Origin of the sequence: Streptomyces sp. NPDC056480 (genome assembly GCF_042795405.1) — a bacterium.
Lineage (GTDB): Bacteria > Actinomycetota > Actinomycetes > Streptomycetales > Streptomycetaceae > Streptomyces.
In genome coordinates, this window is record NZ_JBHTSA010000031.1 from 57,686 (window position 1) to 81,888 (window position 24,203).

The window sequence follows — 24,203 nt, forward strand, 5'->3', positions numbered from 1 at the left end:
ACGGCCGGACGGGCACCGGCTCCCCGGTGATTGTCAGTGCCGGGTCCTAACGTCGTTTCCATGACGCGATCCGTACAGGCACTCGCCTATGTCCGCCCTTCCGCGCTGGAGTCCACGGGCTCCGGCCGGCTGCTCGGTCTGGAGACGGCGCGGGGTCTCACGCCCCGGGGGGCCGAGGCCCATCCCCGTTTCTTCGCCGGCTTCCTGGCCTCGCCCCAGGTCGCCGCCCGCGGTCTGCTGGCGGTCGCCGACGTGGCCGCGGCCCGCTACCACCAGCGGATACGGCCGGGGTCGCTCGACCCGGTGGTGACGGGGAACGGGGACCGGCTGCGGTTCGAGTCGTTCTCCGGCTGCGGCGGGGTGTACGCGCGCCTGGACGTCCTCGACGAGGGGCTGGGCGGTACGGAGACGGGGCACGGAACGACCAACGTCGACGTCAACAACCCGCTGCGCGAGGCGCTGTCGCGGATGACGGGGGACGATCCGCTGCACCTCAGGGTGGGTCCTGAGGAGATGGCGGTGACCACGCTCGCGGGGGCGGTCGTGGAGAAGAAGGTCCCGTTGCCGGACCGCTGGCTGCGGGGCTTCGCCGAGGCGCAGGTCGCCTCGGCCCGGTTCGATCTGCGGGCCGAGCTGAGCGCGGCGGAGGCCGTCCGGTTCCTGAGGTCCCTGCCGCGCAACCAGGCCCGTGGGCGCGGGCCGATGTGGATCACGCAGTCCGGCCGGACCCTGCGGCCGACGACCCGGCCCGGTGCGGGCGCGGTGTGTCTGCCGGGACCCGACCGGCTCGTCGCCCTGGAGCGGGTGCTGCGGCACGCGACGGGTCTCCGGGTGTACGGGCCCGTGCCGGACGGCACCCTGCCCACGGCGAGCGCCTGGGAGGTGGTCCTGCCGGGCATGCGGCTCACGCTGACGCTGTCGCCCGACCCCGCGCGGGGCTTCTCCGGCGAGGGCGGGGTCCTGGAGGCCCTCGCGACGGAGGAGGCCGCGCAGGACGCCGAGCTGGTCGCGGTCCTGCTCGCCTGGGAGCCGCGGATCGACCCGGCCGACCTGGCGGCTCAGGCCGGGCTCACGATCGACCGGGTGCGGGCGGCCCTGACCCGGCTCGGCACGGCGGGGCGCGTGGGGTACGACGTGGCGGACGCGGCCTACTTCCACCGTGAGCTGCCGTACGACGCGGACCGCGCCGAGCGGCACAACCCGCGTCTGGTGAGCGCCCGCCGGCTGGTCGCGGAGGGCGCGGTGACCGTCGAAGGGGAGCTGGCGACGGTGGCCTCGGGCGAACGGCGCTACCGGGTGCGGGAGTCGGACGGGGTGCTGAGCTGCACCTGCCAGTGGTGGGCCGACTACCGGGGCCGGCGCGGCCCGTGCAAGCACGCGCTCGCGGTCCGGATGGTACGGCGGGGCGCGAGGCCCGAGCCCGTCGCTGCCGGGGACGACGGCGTGACGGTCGCCGGAGCGGCGCGATGACGGGGAGCGCCGGGACGACGGTGGACGGTGGGGGGACCGAGGTGGGGAACAGCCTGGTGAACAGGGTGATGGACAGCATGATGACCAAGGTGAGGAGCGCCGTGGTGCGTGGGGCGGGGAACGACACGGCAAGCGGCGCGGCGAGCACGAGCGGCGGCGCACGAGGCACGGGCGGTGCGGAGGGGGGCACGGTGGGGACAGAGGGACGCACGGTCGGTACGGAGGGACGCACCCCGGTCGAGCAGCTGCTGGCGGAGGTGCGCGCGGGCCGCGCCCACAAGGTGCCGGCGCTCCTGGAGCCGCTGGACGCCGCCGCCCGGAAGACCGCCCTCGGGCAGTTGAAGTCCCTGCGCTCCGAGGTGCGCGCCTGGGACTGGAAGCGGTGGAACGAGGCGACCGCCGTGCGGCGCGCGCTGTACGTGGCGGGCGCCGGCTGTCAGACCGGCGCGGCCGCGACGGCGACCTGGCTCGGCGGGCGCGACCTGCTGAGCTGGCGCTCCGAGGACGGCACCCTGGTCCTGTCGGTGCTCGCCGACCGGGATCCGGTGTGGACGGCGGACGTGGCGCAGCGGCTCGCGGCGCGGCCGGCCGTGGCGGAGAGCAGCTACGGCCTGATCCGCGGGCTCGTGGAGCGTTCCGGGTGCGCGGTGCCCGCCACCGACGGCTATGTCCTCGCGTGGACGCGGGAGATCACCGACTCGCGGCTCCTGGAGCGGCTCCGGGAGGACTCGCACACGCGGGTCCTGGTGCCGCACGCGCTCGCCATGGCCGAGACGCCCGACCGGCTGACCTGGTCGGTGGGCCCCGAGGCGCCGACGCACTGGCCGACCGCGCTCGAGGCGCTCGTCACGGAGGGCGTGCTCGACCGGGCCGAGGTCGTGGACCTGTGTGTCTCCCGGCTGCTGCGCGGCGGCCGGGCCCGGGACCTGCGTTTCCCGCTGGACGTGCTGCGGCTCGTCGAGCCGAGCGCGGACGAGCGCAGGGAGCGGATCCCGGACTGGATCGGGATGACGGCCGACGCGCCGTCCCCGGTCGCGGGGTACGCGCAGGAGGTCCTCGCGGGCCTCGCCGCCGACGGCGCGCTGTCGGCGGGGGCGCTGGCCGAGATGACGGGCGGGGTGCTGTTCCGTACCGAGAAGAAGCTGGTGCGGGCCCAGTTGACGCTGGTCGGGAAGGTGCTGGCGCGGGAGCCCGGCGCGGTGGCGGAGCTGCTGCCGGCCGTGGCGGAGGCCTTCGGGCACGAGGACACGACGATCCAGGAGCGGGCGCTGAAGCTGGTGGGCCGTCATGCGGCGGCGGTGGACGCCTCCGTACGCCGTGAGCTGGCCGAGCAGGCCGGTCTGCTGAGTCCGGTGCACCGTCCGGCGGCCGTGGCGCTGTTCGGGAACGACCTGGAGGTGGAGTCCGGGGTCCCGTACGAGGAGATCCTGCCGCCGGTCCCGGAGCGGGAGCGGGTGGCTCCCCCGGCGACGACGGTCGAGGAGCTGGTGGAGGAGCTGCTGACGCGGGGGCTGCAGCAGGATCCGGCGGCGTTCGAGCGGATGCTCGACGGTCTGGTGCGGCTCGCGCGACGGGACAGGGCGGGTCTTGAGGCGGCGGTGCGGGAGGCGTTCGCGACGGGGCCGTGGGCGCACTCGCACTTCTTCACCCACTACAACCAGGGGGCGGAGGTGGTACTCGCTGGTCTGCTGGGACTCCTGCAGAAGGGGCGCATCACAGCCGGGCGGGCGAAGGGCAACAACCGGAAGGTCTGCCACCACGACGCGTTGTCGGGGATCCTGGACGCGCGCCTGTGGGAGGCCGCCGACCTGATCGGCACGGACGCGCTGCCGTTCCTGCTCGCCGTACCGACCTGGCACACGGGCGAGATCGACCCGGTGGTGCTGGTGGAGCGGTTGCGCGGCTACCGGGAGGCGGGCGTCGAGCCGGCTCCGGCCGACTTCGCCCAGGCGCTGCTGCGGGTCGGGCGCCGGGATCCGTCGGCCGGGTGGGCCGCCGAGGAGGCCGAGGCGCTCGGCACGCGGGCGGGACGGCGGCTCGCCGCGTGGCTGCGGGCCTGGGAACCCCTGGGGATGAGGGTGCGGTTCCTCGACGGAGGGGAGGACCGGGCCTCGCTGTGGTGGCTGTCGGACCGGATCGTCGTCGAGATCGCCGACCGCCCCGCGGTGCGCAAGGAGTTCCCGGCGGCCTTCCGGTGGCTGGGCGGCGAGCCGCGGGTGACTCCTCGTCAGTGCTACCACTGGCTGGACACGCGGGCGCACTGGGCCGCGGCGCTGCCGGTGGACCGCGAGTTCGTGGCGGCGTGCGTCCTGTCCCCCCTCGCTTCGGCGGCCGACGCGGACCAGCGCGGCGTGACCGAACCGCTCACCATGATCGCCGAGGCGGGCGGTCCGGTCGGCCGGGCCGTCCATCTCGCGGTGGCGTTCGGTCTGGGCTGTCAGGACGCGGACGACCGGCTGCGCGCGGTGGACGCGCTGCTCGTCCTGGCGGCGCGGGGCGATCTGGACGCCCGGCTGCTGGGCACGGAGCTGGCGTGGCTGGTCGTGGAGGGCTCGGTGAAGCCGAACCGGCTTGCGGACGCGCTCCGGACGACGGCCGCCACGGGCGCGTACGGCACGGTCTGGGCGGTCCTTGAGCCACTGCTGCCGGAGCTGCTCGGCACGGAGAAGCCGGTGCGCGGTCTGGGCGAGGTGCTCGCGGTCGCGGCGGACTGTGTGGAGCGGTGCGGGGCCCGGGGCGAGGTGGCCGGGCTCGACGCGATGGCCTCGGCGCGGAGCGCCTCGCAGTTCGTCGTCCAGGCGAAGCGGCTGTCGGGCGCACTCCGCCGGGGGGCCGATCAGCCTTTGACAGAAACGGTCTGAATCGTTCTTTAAGCCGCTAGATGGGCGCTTAACCCGTCAGTCACAAAGCGTTCGTGATCACGCAACACCACTGGGTCACAGTGAGGTCATGACCGATGTGACGTCTTCGAAGAGCGCCCGCCGTCCGCACCACTGGCGGCACGACCTGATCGAGCTGGCCGCCCTGTTCACCGCGGTGGTGGTGGCCGACACGATCGCCAAGACCATCGCCAAGGGGCCCGACGGCCCCTACCTCCTGGTCTTCTCGGCGATCGCGCTGGTCGCCACCGCCTCCTTCCACACCTGGTGGGCGCGGAGGCGCAGTCATGCGAGCCATGCCCCGCCCGCCGCACACACCGGCGGGCACTCCCCCGTGGCCGACCCGGTGAACCCGGAGGAGGAGCGGGGGGAGACGGGGCCCGTGGGGTCCGTCGAGACCGCGCTGTGGCGGATGCGGACCACCGTCGCGGACACACCCGGCAGCCTCGCCGCGCTGTGCACGGTCCTCGCCCGGCTGGGCGTGGACATCCTCACCCTCCAGACGCATCCGCTCGCCGACGGCACGGTCGACGAGTTCCTGCTGCGGGCCCCCGCCGATCTCTCCGCCCAGGCCCTGGCCCGCGAGACGGCGGCGGCCGGCGGCCGCGACACCTGGACCGAGCGGGCCGACGCCCACGACCTGGTGGACACCCCGACCCGGGTCCTCGGCCTGGCCACCCGTACGGCGCTCGACGCGGCCGAGCTGCCGCTCGCACTGCGCCAGCTCCTGGGCCGCTGCACCCTCCACTCCGTACCCGCCGTCTCCCTCACGGGCCGTCCCACCGGCGAACACGCCCCGGTCGAGGGCGTCCTGGAGGAGACCGTGATGCGGCTGCGCGACCCGAACGGCGGCACGCTCATCGTGGAGCGGCCCTACCTCCCCTTCACCCCGACCGAGTTCGCCCGGGCCCGCGCCCTCGTGGAGCTCGACGCCCGGCTCGGCCCCCGCGTCCCGCGCAGCCAGGACGTACTGACCCTCCCCGAGGGCAACGAGATCACCGTCCGCCGCGCCGACCAGCGCGACCTGCCCGCCGCGCGCGCCATGCACGACCGCTGCTCGGCGCGGACCCTCGGCCTGCGCTACCACGGGCCCGTCGGCGACGCCGACCGCTACCTCGACCATCTGCTCAGCCCCCGCTTCGGGCGCACCCTCGCCGTCCAGACGGCCTCCGGCCGGCTCGTCGCCCTCGGGCATCTGCTCTGGGACGGCGACGAGACCGAGGTGGCGCTGATGGTGGAGGACGACTGGCAGCGGCGCGGCATCGGCTCCGAGCTCCTCGGCAGGCTGGTGGCGATGGCCGAGGAGGCCGGCTGCGCGAGCGTGTACGCGGTGACGCAGTCGTCCAACACCGGAATGGTGGCCGCGATGCGGGCGCTCAACCTCCCCCTCGACTACCAGATCGAGGAGGGCACCCTGGTGATCACAGCCCGGCTGGCCTCGGCACCGCGACCGGCCGCCCGGCCGCAGCACCGTGAGACGCAGCAGGAGCAGCCGCACGAAGGGGTGCGGCGGGCGGAGCGCTGAGCGCCCAGGTCAGATCCCGCCAGAGGTCCTCGACGTCCTCGAGACCGACGGACATCCGCAGCAGGCGGTCGCTGACGCCCGCCGAGCGCCGGTCGCCCTCGGCCACGATGCGGTGGCTGATGGAGGCCGGGTGCTGGATGAGGGTGTCGACGCTGCCGAGGCTGACGGCGGGGGTGATGAGCCGGACGCCGGCGATGACGTCGTGCGGGTCGCCGTACACCTCGAAGGCGATCATGGCGCCGCCGATCCGCGGGTAGTGGACCTGCGCGATCCGGGGGTCGGTGGTGAGGCGCCGTACGAGCTCCGCCGCCGTGCCGGAGGCGGCCCGCACCCGTACCGGCAGGGTGGAGAGACCGCGCAGCAGCAGGTAGCCGGCGAGCGGGTGCAGCACTCCGCCGGTGGCGAAGCGGACCTGGCGGAGGGTGCGGGCGAACTCCTCGTCGCAGGCGACGACGCCGCCCATGACGTCACCGTGGCCACCGAGGTACTTGGTCGCGCTGTGCAGCACGATGCGGGCGCCCTGCTCGACCGGGCGCTGGAGCACGGGCGTGGCGAAGGTGTTGTCGACCAGGAGCGGCACGGAGCCGCAGGAGTGGGCGAGGGCGCGGATGTCCGCCTCGGCGAGGGTCGGGTTGGCGGGCGACTCCACCATGACCAGGCCGGTGTCGGGCCGTATCACGTCCGCCACGCCCGCCGGGTCGGTCCAGGTCACCTCGGTGCCGAGCAGACCGGCGTCGAGCAGGTGGTCGCTGCAGCCGTACAGCGGACGGACCGCGACGACATGGCGCAGGCCCTGGCTCGCCCGGGCGAGGAGGACGGCGGTCAGGGCCGCCATGCCGCTGGCGAACGCGACGGCGGCCTCGGTGCCCTCCAGGCGGGCGAGGGCGTCCTCGAAGCGGGCGACCGTGGGGTTGTCGAGCCGGGCGTAGACCGGCGGCCCGTCGAGCCGGGCGCCGGTGGTGGCGAACTCGTCGATCCGGGCGGCCTCGGCCCGGGCGTCGCGCGAGGGGTAGGTGGTGGACAGGTCGATCGGCGGGGCGTGCAGACCGAGCGAGGCGAGGTCTTCGCGGCCGGCGTGCACGGCTTCGGTGGCGAGGGCTCTCGGGGTGTCCGAGGGGCCGTAGTCCATGGCGTCCATGGCGGCACTGTGAACGGATACCGGGAAGTAGCGGGAAATCGCCGTGCTACGTTCGCCAGATGGCCGATTCTGTCGTACTGGACGCGGTCGATCTGCACATTCTTCGCCTCCTGCAGAACGACGCCCGGACCACCTACCGCGAACTTGCCGCCGAGGTCGGAGTGGCACCGTCCACCTGCCTGGACCGGGTGGCGCGTCTGCGCCGCACGGGCGTGATCCTCGGACACCAGCTACGACTGGATCCGGCCAAACTCGGCCGAGGGCTTGAAGCGCTCCTTCTCGTCCAGGTCCGGCCGCACCGGCGGGAACTGATCGGTCCGTTCGTCGACCGGATCAGGGCCCTGCCGGAGTCCCGGGCGCTGTTCCATCTGACGGGACCCGACGACTACCTGGTGCACGTGGCCGTAGCGGACCCCGCCGACCTGCAACGACTCGTTCTCGACGAGTTCACGTCACGTCGCGAGGTGGCCCGCGTCGAGACGCGGCTGATCTTCCAGGAGTGGGAGTGCGGCCCGCTTCTGCCGCCCGTTTCGAGCCCCTCCATGTCAGCCGACTGACCCTCGACGAGGGTGACGCGGGCCCGCCGGAGACGCCAGGATGACCCCCATGCCAGAGACTTCCAGCAGCCCGCTGCCCCGCCAGGTCGCCGACGAACACGTCGACGCACTCATCGCCCTCGACCCGATCACCGGTACGTACCTGGGAGTCAAGGAGAGCGCCGGACTGCTGCCCGACTTCTCGCCGGCCGGCCAGCGGGCCGTGGCCGACCTCGCCCACCGCACGCTCGCCCGGCTCGACGCCGCGGAGCGCGTCCCGGGTGCGGACAGCGAGGCGGAGCAGCGGTGTGCCCGTCTGCTGCGGGAGCGCCTGACGGCGGAACTCGCCATGTTCGAGGCCGAGGAGGGTCTCTGCACGGTCAGCAACATGCGGTCGCCCGCGCACAGCGTCCGCATCGTCTTCACCGTGATGCCGACGGAGACCGAGGAGGACTGGGCCGCGGTCGCCGCCCGGCTGCGCGCGGTCCCGGCCGCGCTCGAGGGCTACCGTTCCGCGCTCGCGCTCGGTCTCGAGCGCAAGCTCCTGGGCGGGCCGCGCCCCACCGCCACCTTCGTCGAGCAGCTCACCGAGTGGGCGGGCGCGGAGAGCGGGAGGCCGGGCTGGTTCGAGGAGTTCGCCGCCGCGGCCCCCGACACCCTGCCCGAGGATCTGCGGGCCGGGCTCGCGAAGGCGGGCCGGGGCGCCACCGAGGCCGTCACGGCCCTGCGCGACTGGATGCGGGACGTCTACGCCCCGGCCGTCGCCGACGCGCCGAACACCGTCGGCCGCGAGCGCTACCAGCGCTGGACCCGCTACTTCAACGGCACCGACCTGGACCTCGACCAGGCGTACGCGTACGGCTGGACCGAGTACCACCGGCTGCTCGACGAGATGCGGACCGAGGCCGAGCGGATCCTGCCGGGCGCCGGCCCCTGGGAGGCGCTCGCCCACCTCGACGAGCACGGCACCCATGTCGAGGGGGTCGACGAGGTCCGGGTCTGGCTCCAGCGGCTCATGGACGAGGCGATCGAGGCGCTCGACGGCACCCACTTCGAACTCGCCGACCGGGTACGGCGGGTGGAATCCCGCATCGCCCCCGCGGGCGGCGCCGCCGCGCCGTACTACACCGGCCCGTCCGAGGACTTCTCCCGGCCCGGCCGCACCTGGCTCCCTGTGGACGGCACGACGCGCTTCCCGGTGTACGACCTGGTGTCGACCTGGTACCACGAGGGCGTGCCCGGCCATCACCTCCAGCTCGCCCAGTGGGTGCACGTGGCCGACCGCCTCTCCCGCTACCAGGCGACCATCGGCAAGGTCAGCGCCAACTGCGAGGGCTGGGCGCTCTACGCCGAGCGCCTGATGGACGAACTCGGCTTCCTGCCCGACGCGGAGCGGCGCCTCGGCTATCTCGACGGGCAGATGATGCGCGCGTGCCGGGTGATCGTGGACATCGGCATGCACCTGGGTCTGGAGATCCCGGCGGAATCGCCGTTCCACCCGGGTGAGCGGTGGACGCCCGACCTGGCCCAGGAGTTCTTCCAGCGGCACAGCAGCCGCCCGCCGTCCTTCGTGGAGAGCGAGCTGACCCGCTATCTGTCGATGCCGGGCCAGGCCATCGGCTACAAGCTGGGCGAGCGCGCCTGGCTGCTCGGCCGCGCCAACGCGCGGGCGGCGCACGGCGACGCGTTCGACGCGAAGGCCTGGCACATGGCGGCCCTCTCGCAGGGCCCGCTGGGCCTCGACGACCTGGTCGACGAGCTCTCGCGGCTGTGACGACCGAGCACTGAGATCCCCGGCCGATCGCTTGATCGGCCGGGGAATCCCCTGCTATCTCTCGTACATGACCTCCGAGTACACCCCCGACGCCACCGACTGGCGCATTCTCGAAGCCCTCCAGTCCGAGGGCCGCGCCAGCTTCGCCGAGCTCGCCCGTACGGTGTCGATGTCTCCGTCCGCGGTGACCGAGCGGGTGCGGCGCCTGGAGGAGGCCGGGGTGATCTCCGGGTACACGGCGATCGTCGACCAGGACCGGCTCGGGCTGCCGATCCTGGCGTTCGTACGGCTCCGCTACCCGCACGGCAACTACAAGCCGTTCCACGATCTGCTCGACACCACGCCGGAGGTCCTGGAGGCGCACCACGTGACCGGCGACGACTGCTTCGTCCTCAAGGTCGCCGCGCGGTCCATGCGGCACCTGGAGGAGATCTCCGGGAAGATCGCCACCCTGGGCTCGGTGACCACGAGCGTGGTCTACTCCTCGCCCCTGCCGAGGCGTTCACTCAGCCGCTGAGCGCGTCCCCGCCGGTGCGGAGCCGTACGGCCGAGCCGTTCCGCGCCTTGACGACCTCCAGTTGGGCCGGGATCCGGCGGCGCAGGTCGCCGACGTGGCTGACGATGCCGACGCTGCGGTCCCGCTCGCGCAGCGAGTCGAGGACGTCGAGGACCTCGTCGAGCGTCTGCTCGTCGAGGCTGCCGAAGCCCTCGTCGATGAAGAGGGTGTCGAGCCGTACGCCGCCCGCCTCGTCCGTGACGACGTCCGCGAGGCCGAGGGCGAGGGCGAGCGAGGCGAAGAAGGTCTCGCCGCCGGAGAGCGTGGCGGTGTCGCGCTCGTTGCCGGTCCAGGCGTCGACGACGTGCAGGCCGAGGCCGGCCCGCTTGCCGCCGGAGCGCGCGTCGGAGTGGACCAGGGTGTAGCGGCCCGAGGACATCCGCTGGAGCCGGGCGGTCGCGGCGGCCGCGACCTGTTCGAGGCGGGCGGCCAGGACGTACGACTCCAGGCGCATCCGGCGCTCGTTCTCGGCCGAGGTCCCGGCGGTGAGGGCGGCGAGGCGGGCCACCCGGTCGTACTCCTCGCGGAGCGGCCCGAGGCGGCGGACCTCGGTGAGGGCCTGCCGGGAGAGGCCGGCCAGGCCGGTGGCGCGTTCGCGGGCGGCGGCCAGGACCGAGTCGGCCTCGCGGAGCGCGCGTTCGGCCGCGGTGTGGGCGGAGCCGGCCGCCGCGGGGTCGGCCGGCGCAAGCGCGGCGGCGGCCGCGGTGCCGGGCTCGGCGAGCCGGTCCGCGACGGCCGCGGCCTCGGCCTGCCAGGCGTCCACGCGCTGCTGGTGATCGCGGCGCTCGCCCTCGCGCAGGAGCGCGGCGGCGGCCTCGGCCGGCGTGGCGAAACCCGCGCGGTAGGCCGCGTCGGCGAGACGGTCGTCGGCCTCCTTGAGCCGCTGGGCGGCGAGTTCGGCGGCCCGTACGGTGCCGGTGGCGTCGACCAGGAGGGCGATCCGCCGCTCCAGGCGGGTGGCGTGTTCGGCCACGGTGGCGAACGCACCGCGTCCCCGGGTGAGTTCCTCGTCGAGGGCGAGCTGCTCGCGGTCCAGGGCCTCGCGCCGCGAGGTCCGCGCGGCAACCCGCCGCTCGGCCTCCCGCTGCGCCGCGACCCGCTCCTCGTACTCGCGCTCGGCCCGGGCGAGCGTCTCCCGCGCGCTGTGGGTCTGCCCGGCGAGTGCGTGCGCCTCGGCGTGGAGCCCGGTCAACTCATCGACCTCAAGGGCGAGTTCGCCGACGGTGGGTTCGGGCGCCCCGGCCGGGGCGCCCGCCTGCACCTCCGCGCGGGCCGTGGACCAGGACTCGTGGGTGACGGCGAGCGCGCGCTCGGCGGCCGTACGGGTCTCCTCGGCGCCGGTGTAGGCGGCGTAGGCGGCGTCCTCGGTGGCGCGGTCGACGTGGTCGGCTGTGGTGCGGGCGGGGGCCGGGTGGGCGGTGGAGCCGCAGACCTGGCAGGGGTCGCCCGGGGCGAGGGTGACCGCGAGTTCGGCGGCGATGCCCTCCAGACGGCGGGACTTGACGTCCAGCCAGGTCTCGTGGGCGGTGTTGCGGCGCTCGCGGGCGTCCGCGAGGCGCGCCTCGGCCGCCCGGGTGTCCTCGGCGAGGGCGTCACGGCGGCGGGCCGCGTCACGGCGGCGGCGGGCGGGTTCGAGGCGGCCGGCGAGGTGCTCGGCACGGGCCGCGGCGTCGCGGGCGGCCTCGACTCGCTCGCTGAGCGCGGTACGGCGCGGCTCCCAGCCGGCGAGCCAGTCGGCGGTGTCTCGGAGGACGTCGTCGTCGGCGCGTGCCTCACGCGCGAGCGCGGCGCGTTCGTCGGCGAGCGCTGCGGCACGGCGCTCGGCGCGGCGGGCGGCCTCCAGGCCGCCGAGCTCCTCGCGCAGGCGGTGTTCGCGGGCGGAGAGCTGCTCGGCCCCGGCGTCGGCGAGGGCGGGGGGCAGCTGGGCGCGGGAGCGCGCGCGGGCGGCGTGCGCGGTGGCGTGCTCGCGCTCGGCGTCCTGGCGCAGTCCGAGCGCGGGGGCCACCCGGTCCGCCTTCAGGCTGCGGTCGAGGGCGGCCTGGAGGCGGTCCCGCTCGGGGGTGTGCGCGGTGAGCCGCTCCCGGCGGAGCAGCGCGTCGGCGTGTCGGGCCTGTCGGGCGGCCAGGTCGTTCTCGGCGTCGAGCGCGGCGCGCGCCGCGCCCTGCCGCGCCTCGGCCGCGTCGAGCCGTACGCGCGCGATGTCGAGTGCCTCGCGGGCCTCCGTGCGGGCGACGGCGGCCCAGCCGAGGACGGCGTCGGCGACACCGGGGTCGCCGGGCCGTCCTTCGACGGCGGTCCGGGCCACCGCGAGGCCCCCGGCTGCCTGGCCCATCCGGTGGGCGAGGGCGAGGAGCCGCTCGTCGCCCTCCTCGACCTGCTGCTGTGCGGCGCGCCGCAGTTCGGCGAGGCGCTCCTCCACGGCGGCGAAGCGGCGGGTGTCGAAGAGCCGGCCGAGGAGCTTGCCGCGGGCCTCGGCGTCGGCGCGCAGGAAGCGGGCGAAGTCGCCCTGCGGGAGGAGCACGACCTGGCAGAACTGCTCGCGGCTCATGCCGACGAGCTGGGTGATCTCCTCCCCTATCTCCTGGTGGGAGCGGCTGAGGCCGTTCCACGCGCGCGTGGCGGGGTCGTACTCGCGCAGCCAGGTCTGGGCCTTCTCGGTGGTGAAGCCGCCGCCGCGCTTCTTGGGGCGCTGCTGGGCCGGGCGCCGGGTGATCTCCAGGCGCCGCTCCCCCACGGTCAGTTCGAGGACGACCTCGGTGGAGGTGCCGACGGGGGCGTGGTCGCTGCGCAGCGTCGCGCCGGGGGTCTGCCGGACGCCGGGCACGCTCCCGTAGAGGGCGAAGCAGACGGCGTCGAGGACGGAGGTCTTGCCGGCGCCGGTCGGTCCGTGGAGGAGGAAGAGCCCGGCGGCGGAGAGGGCGTCGAAGTCGACGGTCTGCGTGCCGCCGAAGGGGCCGAACGCGGTGATCTCCAGACGGTGCAGCCTCACCGGCCCACCTCGCGCTCGGCCGTGTCGACCCGTACGTCGTCGAAGGCTCCGTAGAGGACCGTCCGTTCGGCGCCGTCGAGGGCCGAGCCGCCGCGCACATGGGCCACGAAGTCCTCCGCGATCTGCTGGTCGGTGCGGTCCCTGAGCCGCTGGGCGTAGGAGGCGCCGGGGTCGTCGCCCGTCCGCTCGGGGTCGAAGACCAGGTTCAGGGTGTGCGGGAAGCGCGCGGTGAGCCGGGCCATCGGCTCTGCGGGGCGCACCGGGTCGGTGAGCGTGGCCTCGATCCAGGACTGCTCGTGGCGGGTGTGCGCGGGGTCGGCGAGGAGGTCGTCGAGCCGTCCCCTGAGCCGGGCCAGGGGGCGCGGGACGGGGCAGTCGAGCCGCTCGGCACCGGTGATCGCCCCGTCGGGGGTGCCCGGGCCCAGGTCGACGAGCCACATGGTCTTGCGGTGGTCGGCCTCGGAGAAGGAGTACGCGAGGGGGGAGCCGGAGTAGCGGACGCGCGGGGTGACGGTCTGGCTGCCGTGGAGATGGCCGAGGGCGACGTAGTCGACCCCGTCGAAGACCCCGGTGGGGACGGCCGCGACGCCGCCGACGGTGATGTCCCGCTCGCTGTCGCTGGGCGCGCCGCCCGCGACGAAGGCGTGGGCGAGGACGACGGACCGCGTGCCCGCGGGCCGGTCGGCGAGGTCGGCGCGGACCCGGTCCATGGCGGCGGCCAGCACGGCCTCGTGCCCGGCCTTCTCCGCGCCGAGCCGTTCCCGGACGAGGGCCGGTTCGAGGTAGGGCAGACCGTAGAGGGCGACGTCTCCGTGGGCGTCGGTGAGGACGACGGGGGTGCCGATGCCGGCCGGGTCGGTACGGAGATGGATACCGGCGCGCTCCATGAGTCCGGAGCCGACGCCCAGGCGGCGGGCCGAGTCGTGGTTGCCGGAGATCATCACCGTGGGCACGCCGGCCTCGGCGAGGCGGTGCAGTGCGGTGTCGAACAGCTCGACGGCGGGCAGCGGGGGCACGGCCCGGTCGTAGACGTCACCGGCGACGAGGACGGCGTCGACCTCGTGGGCGTGGACGGTGGCCACGAGGTGGTCGAGGAAGGCGGCCTGGGCGTCGAGGAGACCGACCCGGTGGAAGGACCGGCCGAGATGCCAGTCCGAGGTGTGCAGGAGCCTCACGATGCCGTCCCACCCCGCATGTGCGCCGCTCCTCGCCGCTGGTTCCCGTACGTGTGCGCCCACCACGCTATCCCGCCGGGGGGTGTGGTCGGGGCCGTACGGACTTCGCCGCCGGAGGGCGCGGGTCGGGCCCCGCCTCTCACGGTTCGGCCGGGTCCGCGGGCCTCCGTGGCGCGCCACGCCCGCCCATGGGTTCCGGCACGCTCCACCCCTGCCCGTAGGCGTCCCTCAGGGCTCACGCGTCCCCGTACGCCTCGCCGCCCAGTTCGAGGGAGGCCGTGCCCGCCGTGGCGTCCGCGAGCCAGGCGCGGAAGGCGGGGACGTCCGATTCCGGGAGGCCGATCTCGATCGCGACGGCGTCGGTGTAGCGCACGTCACGGACGGCGCGCCCGGTCGCCCGCAGGTCGTTCTCCAGTCTGCCCGCGCGCTGGTGGTCGACGGTGACGGTGACGAGCCGGAAACGCCGCCGGGTCACCGTGCCGAGCGCGTCGAGGGCCTCGCCGACCACGCCGCCGTACGCGCGGATGAGCCCGCCCGCGCCCAGCTTCACGCCGCCGTAGTAGCGGGTGACGACGGCGACCACGTATCGCATCTCGCGGCGCAGGAGCATCTGCAGCATCGGGGTACCGGCCGTGCCGCCTGGTTCGCCGTCGTCGCTCGCCTTCTGGACGGAGGCGTCGGCGCCGAGGACGTACGCGAAGCAGTTGTGGCTGGCGGTCGGGTGCTCCTTGCGGACGCGCGCGACGAACTCCTGCGCCTCCCGCTCGTCGGCGACGGGCGCGAGCGCGCAGAGGAAGCGCGAGCGGTTGATCTCGGACTCGTGCACGCCCTCGCGGGCCAACGTGACGTACTGCTCCTGCATCCGGCCAGCCTACGTTCCGTGGCCGCCGCCTCCCTCCGGCGGTCGCGGCGCCCCCGCTACGTGCCTCCGGCGGTCGCTGCGCCCCGCTACATCCCCTCCGGCGGTCCCGCGGCGCGCCGCTACATCCCCTCCGGCTCGCGCTCCCCGGCGGCCGGTTCGGGCGGGGTCGCGAGACCGGCGTACGGCAGGGCGCGCAGGGCGAGGGCCCAGCCGAGCCGGGCCTCACCCGACTCGCTGGAGCGGCCGGTGAGCTCGGAGATGCGGCCGATGCGGTTGAGGACGGTGTTGCGGTGGCAGTAGAGCTGGTCGGCGGCCCGTGAGGCCGAGCAGCCGTGGTCGAGCCAGGCGCGCAGGGTGGTGAGGAGCGCGGCCCGCTCGCCGCCGGTGGCGAGCACCGGGCCGAGGTGGACGGTGACGATCCGCTCGGCGATGTCGGTGCGCCCGCTGAGCAGCACCTGGGCGAGCCGGTCGTCGAAGACGCCGACCTCGCCGCTGCCGGCGGGGAGGGTACGGAGGGTCTGCTCGGCGAGTCGCAGGGCCCGCCCCGCCTGGGAGAGACGGTCGAACTCCGGCGAGACCCCGGCGGTCGCCCCGGTCCGCTCGCGCAGGGCCGCGAGGAGTGCGCGCGTGGCCGGGTCGGTCCCGCCGAGCGGGGCGCCCGCCGCGGTCCGCCCGGCGGGCGTGTCACGCCGGGGCAGCCGGACGATCCCGGCGTACCGGCCGGAGCGGGGCCGCCAGTACGACCACATGCCCTGGGCCTCCAGGACCGGCGAGGGGTGCGGCGGGGCGGCCGGGTCCTGGGCGGCGACCACGACGACGTACCGGTCGACCGGGGGGACGCCGAGCGCGGCAGCGGCGGCGGAGGCGACGGCCGGGTCGTCCGCGCGCCCGTCGAGCAGCGCCTCGAAGAGGGCGACGCGCCGGGTGTCCTGGCGGCTCTGGAGTTCCAGCTGGGCGATCCGGTACGCGTCGGCCATCGCGACCGAGTAGCGGTCGATGGTCTCCCAGACACCGCTCGCCATGTCGAGCTCGACGTCCCGGCTGTCGGAGTCCCGCCCGGCCCTGATCCGCAGGTACTCGGCCATGACCTGCCACAGGACCCGGCCGCCGCGCCGGTAGGCCTGGAGCACGGTGTCGAGCGGCACGCCCTGTTCGGCGCGGCGGCGGCCGGTCTCGCGGGCCGCCCACTCGAAGTCTCCGCCGGTCGCGGCGAGCCCGCCGAAGTCCTCCAGGGCGCGCAGCAGGTTGTCGCGGCAGATCTCCCAGAGGTCCTCACGGGTGACCGGCGCGCCTGAGGCGTAGGTACCGGAGTGGGCGCGGATGTCGTCGACCGCGCGGTCGGTGAGCCGGTCGATGTCGGCGAGCATCGCCGTGGCGAGCGCGTGCCGCAGGGCGCCGGAGCCACCGGATCCGCTCAGCGGCGTGTGGAACCCGCCGGGGCGGGCGCCTGAGCCGGTCGGGCCCGTGGGGGAGCCGGAACCGGAACCGGTCGGGGAGGCGTGGAACCCACCGGGCCGGGCACCGGAGCCCGTCGCGGGCGCGCCGGGGCCGCCCGCGCGCCCCGGGGTGGTGCGGCTTGCGCCGGGGCGCGACCCCGGGGGCTCTCCGGGTGCGGCCGAGCTGTGCGTCATGGCTCGCACCGTAGCGCCGGGATTTGGCGAATGCCACGGGTCGGGCCGTACGCCGGTGCCGCTGCCCAGCTCGGCGGGCCACATGGTGGGCACCTGCACATGGCGCCCCGGCGGGTCGCGGCGGATTCTGTGCCGTGACACCGATCGTCAACAGAGCTGTTGACTCCGCGTATCTGGAGCGTGCCATGTCACTGAGCGTCGCCGGCGTCCTCGGCGAGTCCGCCCGCCACTTCCCCGACCGGATCGCGGTCGTCGAGGGGGCGACCCGGCTCACCTACGGCGAACTGTGGACGGAGGCGCTGCGCTGCGCCGCCGGGCTGCGCGAGGCCGGGGTGAAGCCGGGCGACCGGCTGGCCGTTCTCCTGCCGAACACGATCGAGTTCCTGCGGGTGTACTACGGTGCGCTCGCCGCCGGCGCGACGGTGGTCCCGGTGCACGCGCTGCTCGTCGCCGACGAGGTGCGGTACGTCCTGGAGCACAGCGGCGCAGTGGGCATCGTCAGCGGCGGGCCGCTGTGGGCGGTCGCCGACGAGGCGGCGCGCGCGGCGGGGGTACGTGCCTTCCAGGGGGCGCCCTCGACGGCGCCGCCCCTCGACGGCGCCGAGCCGGCGGAGCCCTCGGACACCGCGGTGATCCTCTACACGAGCGGCACGACCGGCCGCCCGAAGGGGGCCCTGCTCACCCATCTCAACATCGTCATGAACGCCTCGGTGACCTCGCAGGACCTGCTCGGGCTCGGCGCGGGCGACGTGGTCCTCGGCTGTCTGCCGCTCTTCCACAGCTACGGCCAGACCTGCGCGATGAACGGGACGCTCCGACAGGGCGCGACGCTCGTCCTGATGCCCCGGTTCAGCGGCCCGGCCGCGCTGCGGGTGCTGGCCGACGAGGGCGTGACGGTCTTCATGGGCGTACCGACGATGTACCACGCCCTGGTGGAGGCGGCGGCGGGTTCCGAGGCACGGCCGGAGGCGCTGCGCGCCGCCGTGTCGGGGGGCGCGGCGCTGCCGGTCGCCGTTCTGGAGCGCTTCGAGGAGACCTTCTCCACGCAGGTCCTGGAGGGGTACGGCCTGACGGAGACCTCCCCGGTCGCGACCTTCAACCAGCCGCACATCGGCCGCCGGCCCGGCACGGTCGGGCACCCGGTCTGGGGCGTGGAGGTGGGCATCGCGGACGCGGCCGCGGACGGCGAGATCCTGCTGCTCGCGGACGGCGCGATCGGAGAGGTCGTGGTGCGCGGGCACAACGTCTTCGCCGGCTACCTCGACGACCCGGCGGCGACCGCGGCGGCGGTCGTGGACGGCTGGTTCCGCACGGGCGACCTGGGCGTACGGGACGAGGACGGCTTCCTGCGGATCGTGGACCGGAAGAAGGACCTGGTCATCCGCGGCGGCTTCAACGTCTACCCGCGCGAGGTCGAGGAGGTGCTCGTGCGCCACCCCGCGGTCTCGGAGGTCGCGGTGATCGGCGTCCCCGACGACGCGAAGGGCGAGGAGGTCTGCGCGGTGGTGGTGCGCCGGGAGGGCGCCGCCCCGCTCTCCGAGGACGAGCTGGTCGACTGGTCGCGGGAGCGGCTCGGCCGCCACAAGTACCCCCGGATCGTGCGCTTCGTCGAGGAGCTGCCGCTGGGCCCGACGGGCAAGGTCCTGAAGCGCGCGCTGGTGGCGCAGGCCGGGCCGCAGGCCTGAGACTCCGACGTTCCGAGGAAGGGTGGCATCGATGGTGGAGCACGGACCCGAGGTCCTGACCCGGTACGGAGTCCTGCGCGGCTCGGCGAAGGACGGGGTGGCCGCCTTCCTGGGCGTGCCGTACGCCAAGGCCCCGGTGGGCCCGCTGCGGTTCAAGGCGCCGGAGCCGGTCGAGCCCTGGCACGGGGTGCGGGAGGCCACGGCCTTCGGCGCGACGGCGCCGAAACGCCCGTACGCCCCACCGCTCGACGCCCTGCTCCCCGACCCCGACGTCGCGGGCGACGACTGCCTCAACCTGAACGTGTGGGCCCCGTGGAGCGACCCGGCCGGCACGGACGGCACGGCCGGCACGGACGGGGGTCCCGGTGAGGGCGGGGGTCCCGTTGAGGGCGGGGGCCCCGTTGAGGGCGGCCGCCCGGTGATGGTCTGGATCCATGGCGGTTCGCTCGTCCACGGCTCCTCGGCGGTCCCCGTCTACGACGGCACCGCCTTCGCCCGGGACGGGGTCGTCCTCGTCTCGGTCAACTACCGCCTGGGGATAGAGGGGTTCGGGGTCTTCCCCGACGCCCCCGGCAACCTCGGCCTGCGCGATCAGATCGCGGCGCTGACCTGGGTGCGGGACAGCATCGCGGCCTTCGGCGGAGACCCGGAGCGGGTGACCGTCTTCGGCGAGTCGGCGGGTGCGATATCGATCGCCGCGTTGCTCGCCTCGCCGCTCGCGAAGGGTCTCTTCCGCCGGGCGGTGGTGCAGAGCGGGGCGCCGATCGCCCAGCCGCTCGACAGGGCGCGCCGGACCACGGAGGCGGTGGCGGCCCGGCTGAAGGTGCCGGCCACGGCGGAGGCCTTCGCGCGCGTGGACCGGGATCGGCTGCTCGCCGCGCAGACGGAGGTGACCGGCAAGGGGTCGCCGCTGACCGGCGGGCACTCCTTCCAGATCGTCGTGGACGGCGAGGTGGTGCCGCGCGACCCCGCGGAGGCGCTGGCGGACGGGGCGTCGGCCGAGGTGGATCTGCTGATGGGCACGACCGCGGAGGAGTACCGGCTGTGGTTCGTGCCGAGCGGGGTCACGGAGCGGGTGGGGCCGGTGGTCCAGCGGCTCCTGCTGTGGAGGACGAAGGTGCCGGCCCGGACGGCCCGGATGTACCGCGCGGGCCGTCCGCAGGAGAAGCCGGGCGAGATCCTGGGCGCGCTCGCCACGGACAAGCTGCTGAGGATCCCGCTGAACACCCTCGCGGACGCCCGGCTCCGCGCCGCCGGTCGCGCGGGGGCGGCGGCGCCCGCAGGAACGTATCTGTACGAGTTCGGCTGGCGCTCCCCCGTGCTCGATCTGGGCGCCTGTCACGCTCTGGAACTCGGTTTCGTCTTCGACACGCTCGACCTGCCGGAGACGCGCGCCCTCACGGGCCCGGACGCGCCCCGCCACCTGGCGGCGGCGATGCACGCCGCCTGGGTGTCCTTCGCGGCGACGGGCGACCCGGGCTGGCGCCGGTGGGACCCGGCGCGCCCGGTGATGACCTTCGGCCCGGGCGTCCCGTCCCTGGTCGAGGCCCCGCGTGAGGCCGAACGGCGTGCCTGGGACGTCTGAGGCCGTTGGCGGGAATCACGGCAGGTGACGGCCGGTTGACGAGGCTGAAGGGCCACACCGAAGAGAGGCAGCGAGCGCGATGAGCGTCGAGCACACGACCGCCGAACCGACCGGGTACTCCGCGGAGGAGACGGTACGGCGGATCCTCACGTCCACCGGCGACACCTGGGCGGTGGTCGGCCTCTCCACGAACACGCGGCGGGCCGCGTACGGCGTGGCGGCGGTCCTCCAGCGCTTCGGGAAGCGGATCGTCCCGGTCCACCCGAAGGCGGAGACCGTCCACGGCGAGCAGGGGTACGCGTCCCTCGCCGACATCCCGTTCCCGGTCGATGTCGTCGATGTCTTCGTCAACAGCGAGCAGGCGGGCGGGATCGCCGACGAGGCGGTCGCGGCCGGTGCGAAGGCGGTCTGGTTCCAGCTGGACGTCGTCGACGAGTCCGCCTTCGCCCGCACGCGCGCGGCGGGCCTGGACATGGTCATGGACCGCTGCCCCGCCATCGAGATCCCGCGCCTGGGCTGAGGCTCTCGGGGGCCCTTCGCGGGGCCCCAGGTGCGGGGACGGCCTCAGGTTCGGGACGGCCGCAGGCGCGGGGACGGCCGCAGGTTCGGGACGGCCCCAGGTGCGGGGACGGCCTCAGGTTCGGGACGGCCGCAGGCGCGGGGACGGCCTCAGCCGACCGGGACGCCGAGCCCCTCCAGGACGACGGCGCCCGGGAGTTGGGCGAAGGCCTTGCCCGGCAGGATGAGCTTGCCGCGCCTGCGGCCGCTGCCGACCAGGACCCACTCGGTGTCCACGACGGCGGCGTCCACGAGGAGGGGCCAGTCGGCCGGGAGGCCGACGGGAGTGATGCCGCCGTACTCCATGCCGGTCGCGCCGGTGGCGGTGTCCATCGGCGCGAACGAAGCCTTGCGGGCGCCGAGATGCCTGCGTAAGACCCCGTTGACGTCGACCCGTGTCGCCGACTTCACGACGCACGCGGCCAGCGTGGTCGTCTCGCCGCGCCTGCCCGCGACGACGACGCAGTTCGCGGACTCGTCGAGCAGTTCGGGTCCGTAGTGCTCGACGAAGACCGCGGTGTCGGCGATGGCCGGGTCGGTGTCCACGTACAGCAGCCGATCGGCCGGTACGGGCCCGGTCCAGGCCCGGACGGCGGCGGCGACGGGGCCGGTCAGCAGGTCCAGGCGGTCGGGGGCGGGCCGGGCGTCGTCGAAGCTTCCGATGGGTGCGCGCATACGCCTCACGCTAACAACGGACGCCGGCGTGCCGGAGGCTCGTCTCAGCGTGCGGGCGGCCGCGGGCACGCGCCCTTCGGGCGGGTCAGCGTACGGGCGGGATGGAGACGGCCATCGTCATCTCGGCGGGCTCGTCGCCGTCGTTGCGGTACTCGTGCCCGGTGTTGGCCTCGAAGACGGCGGAGGTGCCGGCCGGCAGGCGGTGTTCCTCACCGTCGACGACCAGGGTGAGGACCCCCGCGGTGACGTTGAGGAGTTCGATCGTCCCGTCGGGGTGCGGGTCGGAGGCGCTGCCGTCGCCCGGCATGAGGGTCCAGGACCACAGCTCCAGGGGGCCACGGGCCTCGGTGCCGACGAGCAGGGTGGTGTGGCTGCCGGTGGAGGTGGACCACATGCGGACGGCCTGGTCCGGCGGGACGATCCGGACCTGGGGGCCCTGCTCGTAGTCGAGCAGCGTCGTGATGGAGACGCCGAGCGCGTCGGCGAGCTTCACGGTGGTGCCGACGCTGGGGTTCGTCCGGGCCTGTTCGATCTGGATGATCATGCCGCGGCTGACACCGGCCCGTGCGGCGAGGGCGTCCAGGGTGAGTCCCCGCTCCTTGCGCCAGCGCTTCAGGTTCCGGGCGAGCGACTGCGTGAGCTGATCGAGGTCCGACACATTCCGTCCAATATTTTGGATGACAGAGTTCAATACACTGAACTACGGTGGGGTGCACCCGATTGTTCACTGCACTGTACTGCCGTCCGTGACTGCGAGGACCCATGACCGCCCTGTTCGCCCTGGCCACCAGCCTTCTGTGGGGCCTCGCCGACTTCGGCGGCGGGCTCCTGACGCGCCGGATCCCCGCCCTCACGGTCGTCGTGGTCTCCCAGCTGCTCGCGGTCGTCGTCCTCGGCACCGTCGTCCTCGCGACCGGCGCGTGGACCGAGGCGGGACCGCAGCTCTGGTACGCGGTCGGGGCGGGCGTCGTCGGCCCCGCCGCCATGCTCGCCTTCTACAAGGCACTCGCGCTCGGCCCGATGGGCGTGGTCTCGCCGCTCGGTTCGCTCGGTGTCGTCGTCCCCGTCTCGGTCGGCCTGCTCGTCGGCGACCGGCCGGGGCTCGTCCAGTTCGCCGGGATCGGCGTCGCGATCCTCGGCGTGGTCCTGGCCGGCGGACCGGAGCTCCGCGGGGCGCCCGTCCAGCGCCAGGCGGTCCTGCTCACCCTGGTCGCGGCCTTCGGCTTCGGCTCGGTGATGGCGCTGATCGCCGAGGCCTCCACGACGGTCACCGGACTCTTCCTGGCCCTCTTCGTCCAGCGCGTCACCAACGTCCTGGTGGGCGGCGGAGCCCTCTACGCCTCGGTGAAGCGCGGGGGCAGGGCCCTGCCCGAGGGCGGCCCGCAGGTGATCCGCGCGGCCCTCCCGGCCCTCGCGTTCGTCGGCCTCGCCGACGTCGCCGCGAACGGTACGTACGCGATCGCCGCCCAGCAGGGCCCGGTGACGGTCGCCGCCGTCCTCGCCAGCCTCTACCCGGTGGTCACGGCCCTCGCGGCCTACGGCGTCCTCAAGGAACGCCTCCGCGCGATCCAGGCGGCGGGCGCGGGCCTCGCCCTGGTCGGCACGGTCCTGCTCGCGACGGGCTAGGCGGGCCGGACCGACAGACCGGCCGGGCCGGGCCGACAAAGCCAGGCGGGCCGGCCCAAGGGTGCTTGCCGATCAGGCCGGACCCCCTAGCGCGCCTGCTCGACCTCCCACGCCGCGAGCGCCGCGAGCTGTTCGGAGGTCACGTGGTCGGGGATCGGGACCGGCGCCGGGGTGCGCAGCGGGGGCTGCCAGCCCTTCTCCTCGTCCCAGCTGCGGACGACCTTGGCCGGGGCGCCCGCGACCACCGAGTGGTCGGGCACCTCGCCGCGCACCACCGCGCCGGCGGCGACGACCACGTTCCGGCCGAGGCGCGCGCCGGGCAGGATCACGGAGCCCGTGCCGAGCCAGCAGCCGGGGCCGATCACGACGGGCTCCGAGCGGGGCCACTGACGGCCGACCGGCTCGTCCGGGTCGTCGTAACTGTGGTTGGTCGAGGTGATGTAGACGTACGGACCGCAGTACGTGTCGGAGCCGATGGTCACCTTCGCGTCGGCGATCACATGACTGCCCCGGCCGAGGACGACCCCGTCGCCGAGCGTCAGCACCGTCTCCGTCCCGAGGTCCAGGCCGGGCAGCATCCCGGCCGTCAGCGTGACCTGTTCGGCGACGATGCAGCACTCGCCGATCTCGATCCACCGCTCGCCGAAGACCGTGCCCTGCGGGAACGCGAGCCGGGTGCCCGCGCCGAGCCGGCGGAAACGCAGCTTCCCGGGGTGCTCGGCCGTGACGGAACCGGTCTCCTGCACCCAGCGCCAGCCGCCCTGCACGGCGCGGTTGAGCATCCGGCGCCGCCAGGCGGCGAGGGACGAGAACGTGTTTCTGTTCCTGGGCACCCGGACACCGTAGTCGGCGCCGTCGTGCCTGATCACCGCAGTGCGCTGTGATGTCCGTCATGGGCACGGCATAAGGTGCGGCCGGGGGCACCCCCGGGCGTGACACGACGGCTGACGATCAGGAGCGAACCATGACAGAGGCGTTGATCAAGGGTGTGGGCGGCAAGGAGCCGCAGATCGACCCGACCGCCTTCACCGCCCCGACCTCCGTGGTGCTCGGCGAGGTGACACTCGGCGCCCGCGCGAGCATCTGGTACCACGCGGTGCTGCGCGCGGACTGCGGTCCCATCGCGATCGGCGAGGACTCCAACATCCAGGACAACTGCACGGTCCATGTCGACCCCGGCTTCCCCGTCTCGATCGGCGACCGCGTGACCGTCGGCCACAACGCGACCGTGCACGGCTGCGTCATCGAGGACGACGTGCTCGTCGGCATGGGCGCGACCGTCCTCAACGGCGCGCGGATCGGTGCCGGTTCGCTGATCGCCGCGCAGGCGCTCGTCCCGCAGGGGATGGAGATCCCGCCGGGCTCGCTCGTCGCGGGCGTCCCCGCGAAGGTCCGCCGTCCGCTGACCGAGGAGGAGCAGGCGGGCATCCGGCTGAACGCCGAGATGTACCTGCACCTCGCCAAGGGCCACGCGGAGGCCTTCGGAGCGTGAGTCACACGTCGTCCGGCACGTGAGGGAGGGCGGCACCCGTCGACGGG

Annotated in this window: 19 protein-coding genes; 11 read left to right on the plus strand and 8 right to left on the minus strand. The window is 74.6% G+C overall.

Going from position 1 to position 24,203, the window contains the following annotated elements; all coding sequences use genetic code 11:
* Window positions 1-60: 60 nt before the first annotated feature.
* The 3 genes from ACFQ79_RS16495 to ACFQ79_RS16505 all read left to right on the plus strand — a co-directional run bounded on the left by ACFQ79_RS16495 (window position 61) and on the right by ACFQ79_RS16505 (window position 5,874).
* Window positions 61-1,470, plus strand: a complete 1,410-nt coding sequence (locus ACFQ79_RS16495) for an SWIM zinc finger family protein (RefSeq protein WP_383583753.1) — start codon at window positions 61-63, stop codon at window positions 1,468-1,470.
* 191 nt (window positions 1,471-1,661) lie between these two features.
* Window positions 1,662-4,331 (plus strand): DUF6493 family protein, encoded by a 2,670-nt coding sequence (locus ACFQ79_RS16500; RefSeq protein ID WP_383583755.1) that lies wholly within the window; start codon window positions 1,662-1,664, stop codon window positions 4,329-4,331.
* An 88-nt stretch (window positions 4,332-4,419) separates the two neighbouring features.
* A complete protein-coding gene (locus ACFQ79_RS16505; protein WP_383583757.1) occupies window positions 4,420-5,874 on the plus strand; it encodes a GNAT family N-acetyltransferase in 1,455 nt (484 codons plus the stop codon).
* Here the strand turns inward: ACFQ79_RS16505 and ACFQ79_RS16510 are convergent.
* Window positions 5,771-7,012, minus strand: a complete 1,242-nt coding sequence (locus ACFQ79_RS16510; protein ID WP_383583760.1) for a trans-sulfuration enzyme family protein — start codon at window positions 7,010-7,012, stop codon at window positions 5,771-5,773. The two genes, ACFQ79_RS16505 and ACFQ79_RS16510, sit on opposite strands and share 104 nt — an antisense overlap.
* Window positions 7,013-7,071: 59 nt before the next feature.
* Here ACFQ79_RS16510 and ACFQ79_RS16515 point away from each other — a divergent pair, with 59 nt between their 5' ends.
* The 3 genes from ACFQ79_RS16515 (at window position 7,072) to ACFQ79_RS16525 (ending at window position 9,839) form a co-directional block, all read left to right on the plus strand.
* Window positions 7,072-7,569, plus strand: coding sequence for an Lrp/AsnC family transcriptional regulator (locus tag ACFQ79_RS16515; protein WP_266975487.1), 498 nt, complete (start codon window positions 7,072-7,074; stop codon window positions 7,567-7,569).
* Window positions 7,570-7,618: 49 nt separating this feature from the next.
* Window positions 7,619-9,322, plus strand: coding sequence for a DUF885 domain-containing protein (locus ACFQ79_RS16520; RefSeq protein ID WP_383583763.1), 1,704 nt, complete (start codon window positions 7,619-7,621; stop codon window positions 9,320-9,322).
* Window positions 9,323-9,389: 67 nt separating this feature from the next.
* A complete protein-coding gene (locus ACFQ79_RS16525; RefSeq protein WP_383583766.1) occupies window positions 9,390-9,839 on the plus strand; it encodes an Lrp/AsnC family transcriptional regulator in 450 nt (149 codons plus the stop codon).
* On the opposite strand, the gene ACFQ79_RS16530 is transcribed toward ACFQ79_RS16525, so the two are convergent.
* The 4 genes from ACFQ79_RS16530 to ACFQ79_RS16545 all read right to left on the minus strand — a co-directional run bounded on the left by ACFQ79_RS16530 (window position 9,829) and on the right by ACFQ79_RS16545 (window position 16,535).
* Window positions 9,829-12,867, minus strand: a complete 3,039-nt coding sequence (locus tag ACFQ79_RS16530) for an AAA family ATPase (RefSeq protein ID WP_383583768.1) — start codon at window positions 12,865-12,867, stop codon at window positions 9,829-9,831. The genes ACFQ79_RS16525 and ACFQ79_RS16530 overlap by 11 nt on opposite strands.
* A complete protein-coding gene (locus ACFQ79_RS16535; RefSeq protein ID WP_383583770.1) occupies window positions 12,864-14,042 on the minus strand; it encodes an exonuclease SbcCD subunit D in 1,179 nt (392 codons plus the stop codon). The genes ACFQ79_RS16530 and ACFQ79_RS16535 overlap by 4 nt, the downstream gene beginning before the upstream one ends.
* Before the next feature lie 235 nt (window positions 14,043-14,277).
* On the minus strand, window positions 14,278-14,904 hold the full coding sequence (locus ACFQ79_RS16540) for a YigZ family protein (RefSeq protein ID WP_383583772.1): 627 nt from the start codon (window positions 14,902-14,904) through the stop codon (window positions 14,278-14,280).
* Window positions 14,905-15,023: 119 nt separating this feature from the next.
* Window positions 15,024-16,535 carry a PucR family transcriptional regulator gene (locus ACFQ79_RS16545; protein WP_383583775.1) on the minus strand — a complete coding sequence of 504 codons (1,512 nt, stop codon included), beginning with the start codon at window positions 16,533-16,535 and terminating at the stop codon, window positions 15,024-15,026.
* Between the two features lie 185 nt (window positions 16,536-16,720).
* Here ACFQ79_RS16545 and ACFQ79_RS16550 point away from each other — a divergent pair, with 185 nt between their 5' ends.
* From ACFQ79_RS16550 to ACFQ79_RS16560, 3 genes are all read left to right on the plus strand, one after another.
* Window positions 16,721-18,220 (plus strand): long-chain fatty acid--CoA ligase, encoded by a 1,500-nt coding sequence (locus ACFQ79_RS16550; RefSeq protein WP_383583777.1) that lies wholly within the window; start codon window positions 16,721-16,723, stop codon window positions 18,218-18,220.
* Between the two features lie 31 nt (window positions 18,221-18,251).
* A complete protein-coding gene (locus ACFQ79_RS16555; RefSeq protein WP_383583780.1) occupies window positions 18,252-19,805 on the plus strand; it encodes a carboxylesterase/lipase family protein in 1,554 nt (517 codons plus the stop codon).
* 79 nt (window positions 19,806-19,884) lie between these two features.
* The gene (locus ACFQ79_RS16560) at window positions 19,885-20,325 is read left to right on the plus strand and encodes a CoA-binding protein (protein WP_383583783.1); all 441 of its coding nucleotides are present in this window, start codon (window positions 19,885-19,887) and stop codon (window positions 20,323-20,325) included.
* 149 nt (window positions 20,326-20,474) lie between these two features.
* On the opposite strand, the gene ACFQ79_RS16565 is transcribed toward ACFQ79_RS16560, so the two are convergent.
* Together ACFQ79_RS16565 and ACFQ79_RS16570 are read right to left on the minus strand one after the other, a co-directional pair.
* Window positions 20,475-21,038, minus strand: coding sequence for a YbaK/EbsC family protein (locus ACFQ79_RS16565; protein ID WP_383583786.1), 564 nt, complete (start codon window positions 21,036-21,038; stop codon window positions 20,475-20,477).
* Between the two features lie 85 nt (window positions 21,039-21,123).
* A complete protein-coding gene (locus ACFQ79_RS16570; protein WP_187623628.1) occupies window positions 21,124-21,696 on the minus strand; it encodes a helix-turn-helix domain-containing protein in 573 nt (190 codons plus the stop codon).
* Window positions 21,697-21,800: 104 nt separating this feature from the next.
* On the opposite strand from ACFQ79_RS16570, the gene ACFQ79_RS16575 reads away from it, so the two are divergent.
* The gene (locus ACFQ79_RS16575) at window positions 21,801-22,664 is read left to right on the plus strand and encodes a DMT family transporter (protein ID WP_187623627.1); all 864 of its coding nucleotides are present in this window, start codon (window positions 21,801-21,803) and stop codon (window positions 22,662-22,664) included.
* A gap of 86 nt (window positions 22,665-22,750) precedes the next feature.
* Here ACFQ79_RS16575 and ACFQ79_RS16580 read toward each other — a convergent pair whose 3' ends face one another.
* On the minus strand, window positions 22,751-23,497 hold the full coding sequence (locus tag ACFQ79_RS16580; protein WP_383583789.1) for an acyltransferase: 747 nt from the start codon (window positions 23,495-23,497) through the stop codon (window positions 22,751-22,753).
* Between the two features lie 131 nt (window positions 23,498-23,628).
* Between ACFQ79_RS16580 and ACFQ79_RS16585 the strand changes: the two genes are divergently transcribed.
* Window positions 23,629-24,156 (plus strand): gamma carbonic anhydrase family protein, encoded by a 528-nt coding sequence (locus ACFQ79_RS16585; protein WP_266975514.1) that lies wholly within the window; start codon window positions 23,629-23,631, stop codon window positions 24,154-24,156.
* The last annotated feature ends 47 nt before the right edge of the window (window positions 24,157-24,203 follow it).

Bases quoted from the DNA above. Each gene is read 5' to 3' on its own strand.
- ACFQ79_RS16495 (WP_383583753.1), top strand. From the start codon at position 61: ATGACGCGATCCGTACAGGCACTCGCCTATGTCCGCCCTTCCGCGCTG.
- ACFQ79_RS16505 (WP_383583757.1), top strand. From the start codon at position 4,420: ATGACCGATGTGACGTCTTCGAAGAGCGCCCGCCGTCCGCACCACTGG.
- ACFQ79_RS16510 (WP_383583760.1), bottom strand. From the start codon at position 7,012: ATGGACGCCATGGACTACGGCCCCTCGGACACCCCGAGAGCCCTCGCC.
- ACFQ79_RS16515 (WP_266975487.1), top strand. From the start codon at position 7,072: ATGGCCGATTCTGTCGTACTGGACGCGGTCGATCTGCACATTCTTCGC.
- ACFQ79_RS16520 (WP_383583763.1), top strand. From the start codon at position 7,619: ATGCCAGAGACTTCCAGCAGCCCGCTGCCCCGCCAGGTCGCCGACGAA.
- ACFQ79_RS16525 (WP_383583766.1), top strand. From the start codon at position 9,390: ATGACCTCCGAGTACACCCCCGACGCCACCGACTGGCGCATTCTCGAA.
- ACFQ79_RS16540 (WP_383583772.1), bottom strand. From the start codon at position 14,904: ATGCAGGAGCAGTACGTCACGTTGGCCCGCGAGGGCGTGCACGAGTCC.
- ACFQ79_RS16545 (WP_383583775.1), bottom strand. From the start codon at position 16,535: ATGACGCACAGCTCGGCCGCACCCGGAGAGCCCCCGGGGTCGCGCCCC.
- ACFQ79_RS16550 (WP_383583777.1), top strand. From the start codon at position 16,721: ATGTCACTGAGCGTCGCCGGCGTCCTCGGCGAGTCCGCCCGCCACTTC.
- ACFQ79_RS16555 (WP_383583780.1), top strand. From the start codon at position 18,252: ATGGTGGAGCACGGACCCGAGGTCCTGACCCGGTACGGAGTCCTGCGC.
- ACFQ79_RS16560 (WP_383583783.1), top strand. From the start codon at position 19,885: ATGAGCGTCGAGCACACGACCGCCGAACCGACCGGGTACTCCGCGGAG.
- ACFQ79_RS16565 (WP_383583786.1), bottom strand. From the start codon at position 21,038: ATGCGCGCACCCATCGGAAGCTTCGACGACGCCCGGCCCGCCCCCGAC.
- ACFQ79_RS16575 (WP_187623627.1), top strand. From the start codon at position 21,801: ATGACCGCCCTGTTCGCCCTGGCCACCAGCCTTCTGTGGGGCCTCGCC.
- ACFQ79_RS16585 (WP_266975514.1), top strand. From the start codon at position 23,629: ATGACAGAGGCGTTGATCAAGGGTGTGGGCGGCAAGGAGCCGCAGATC.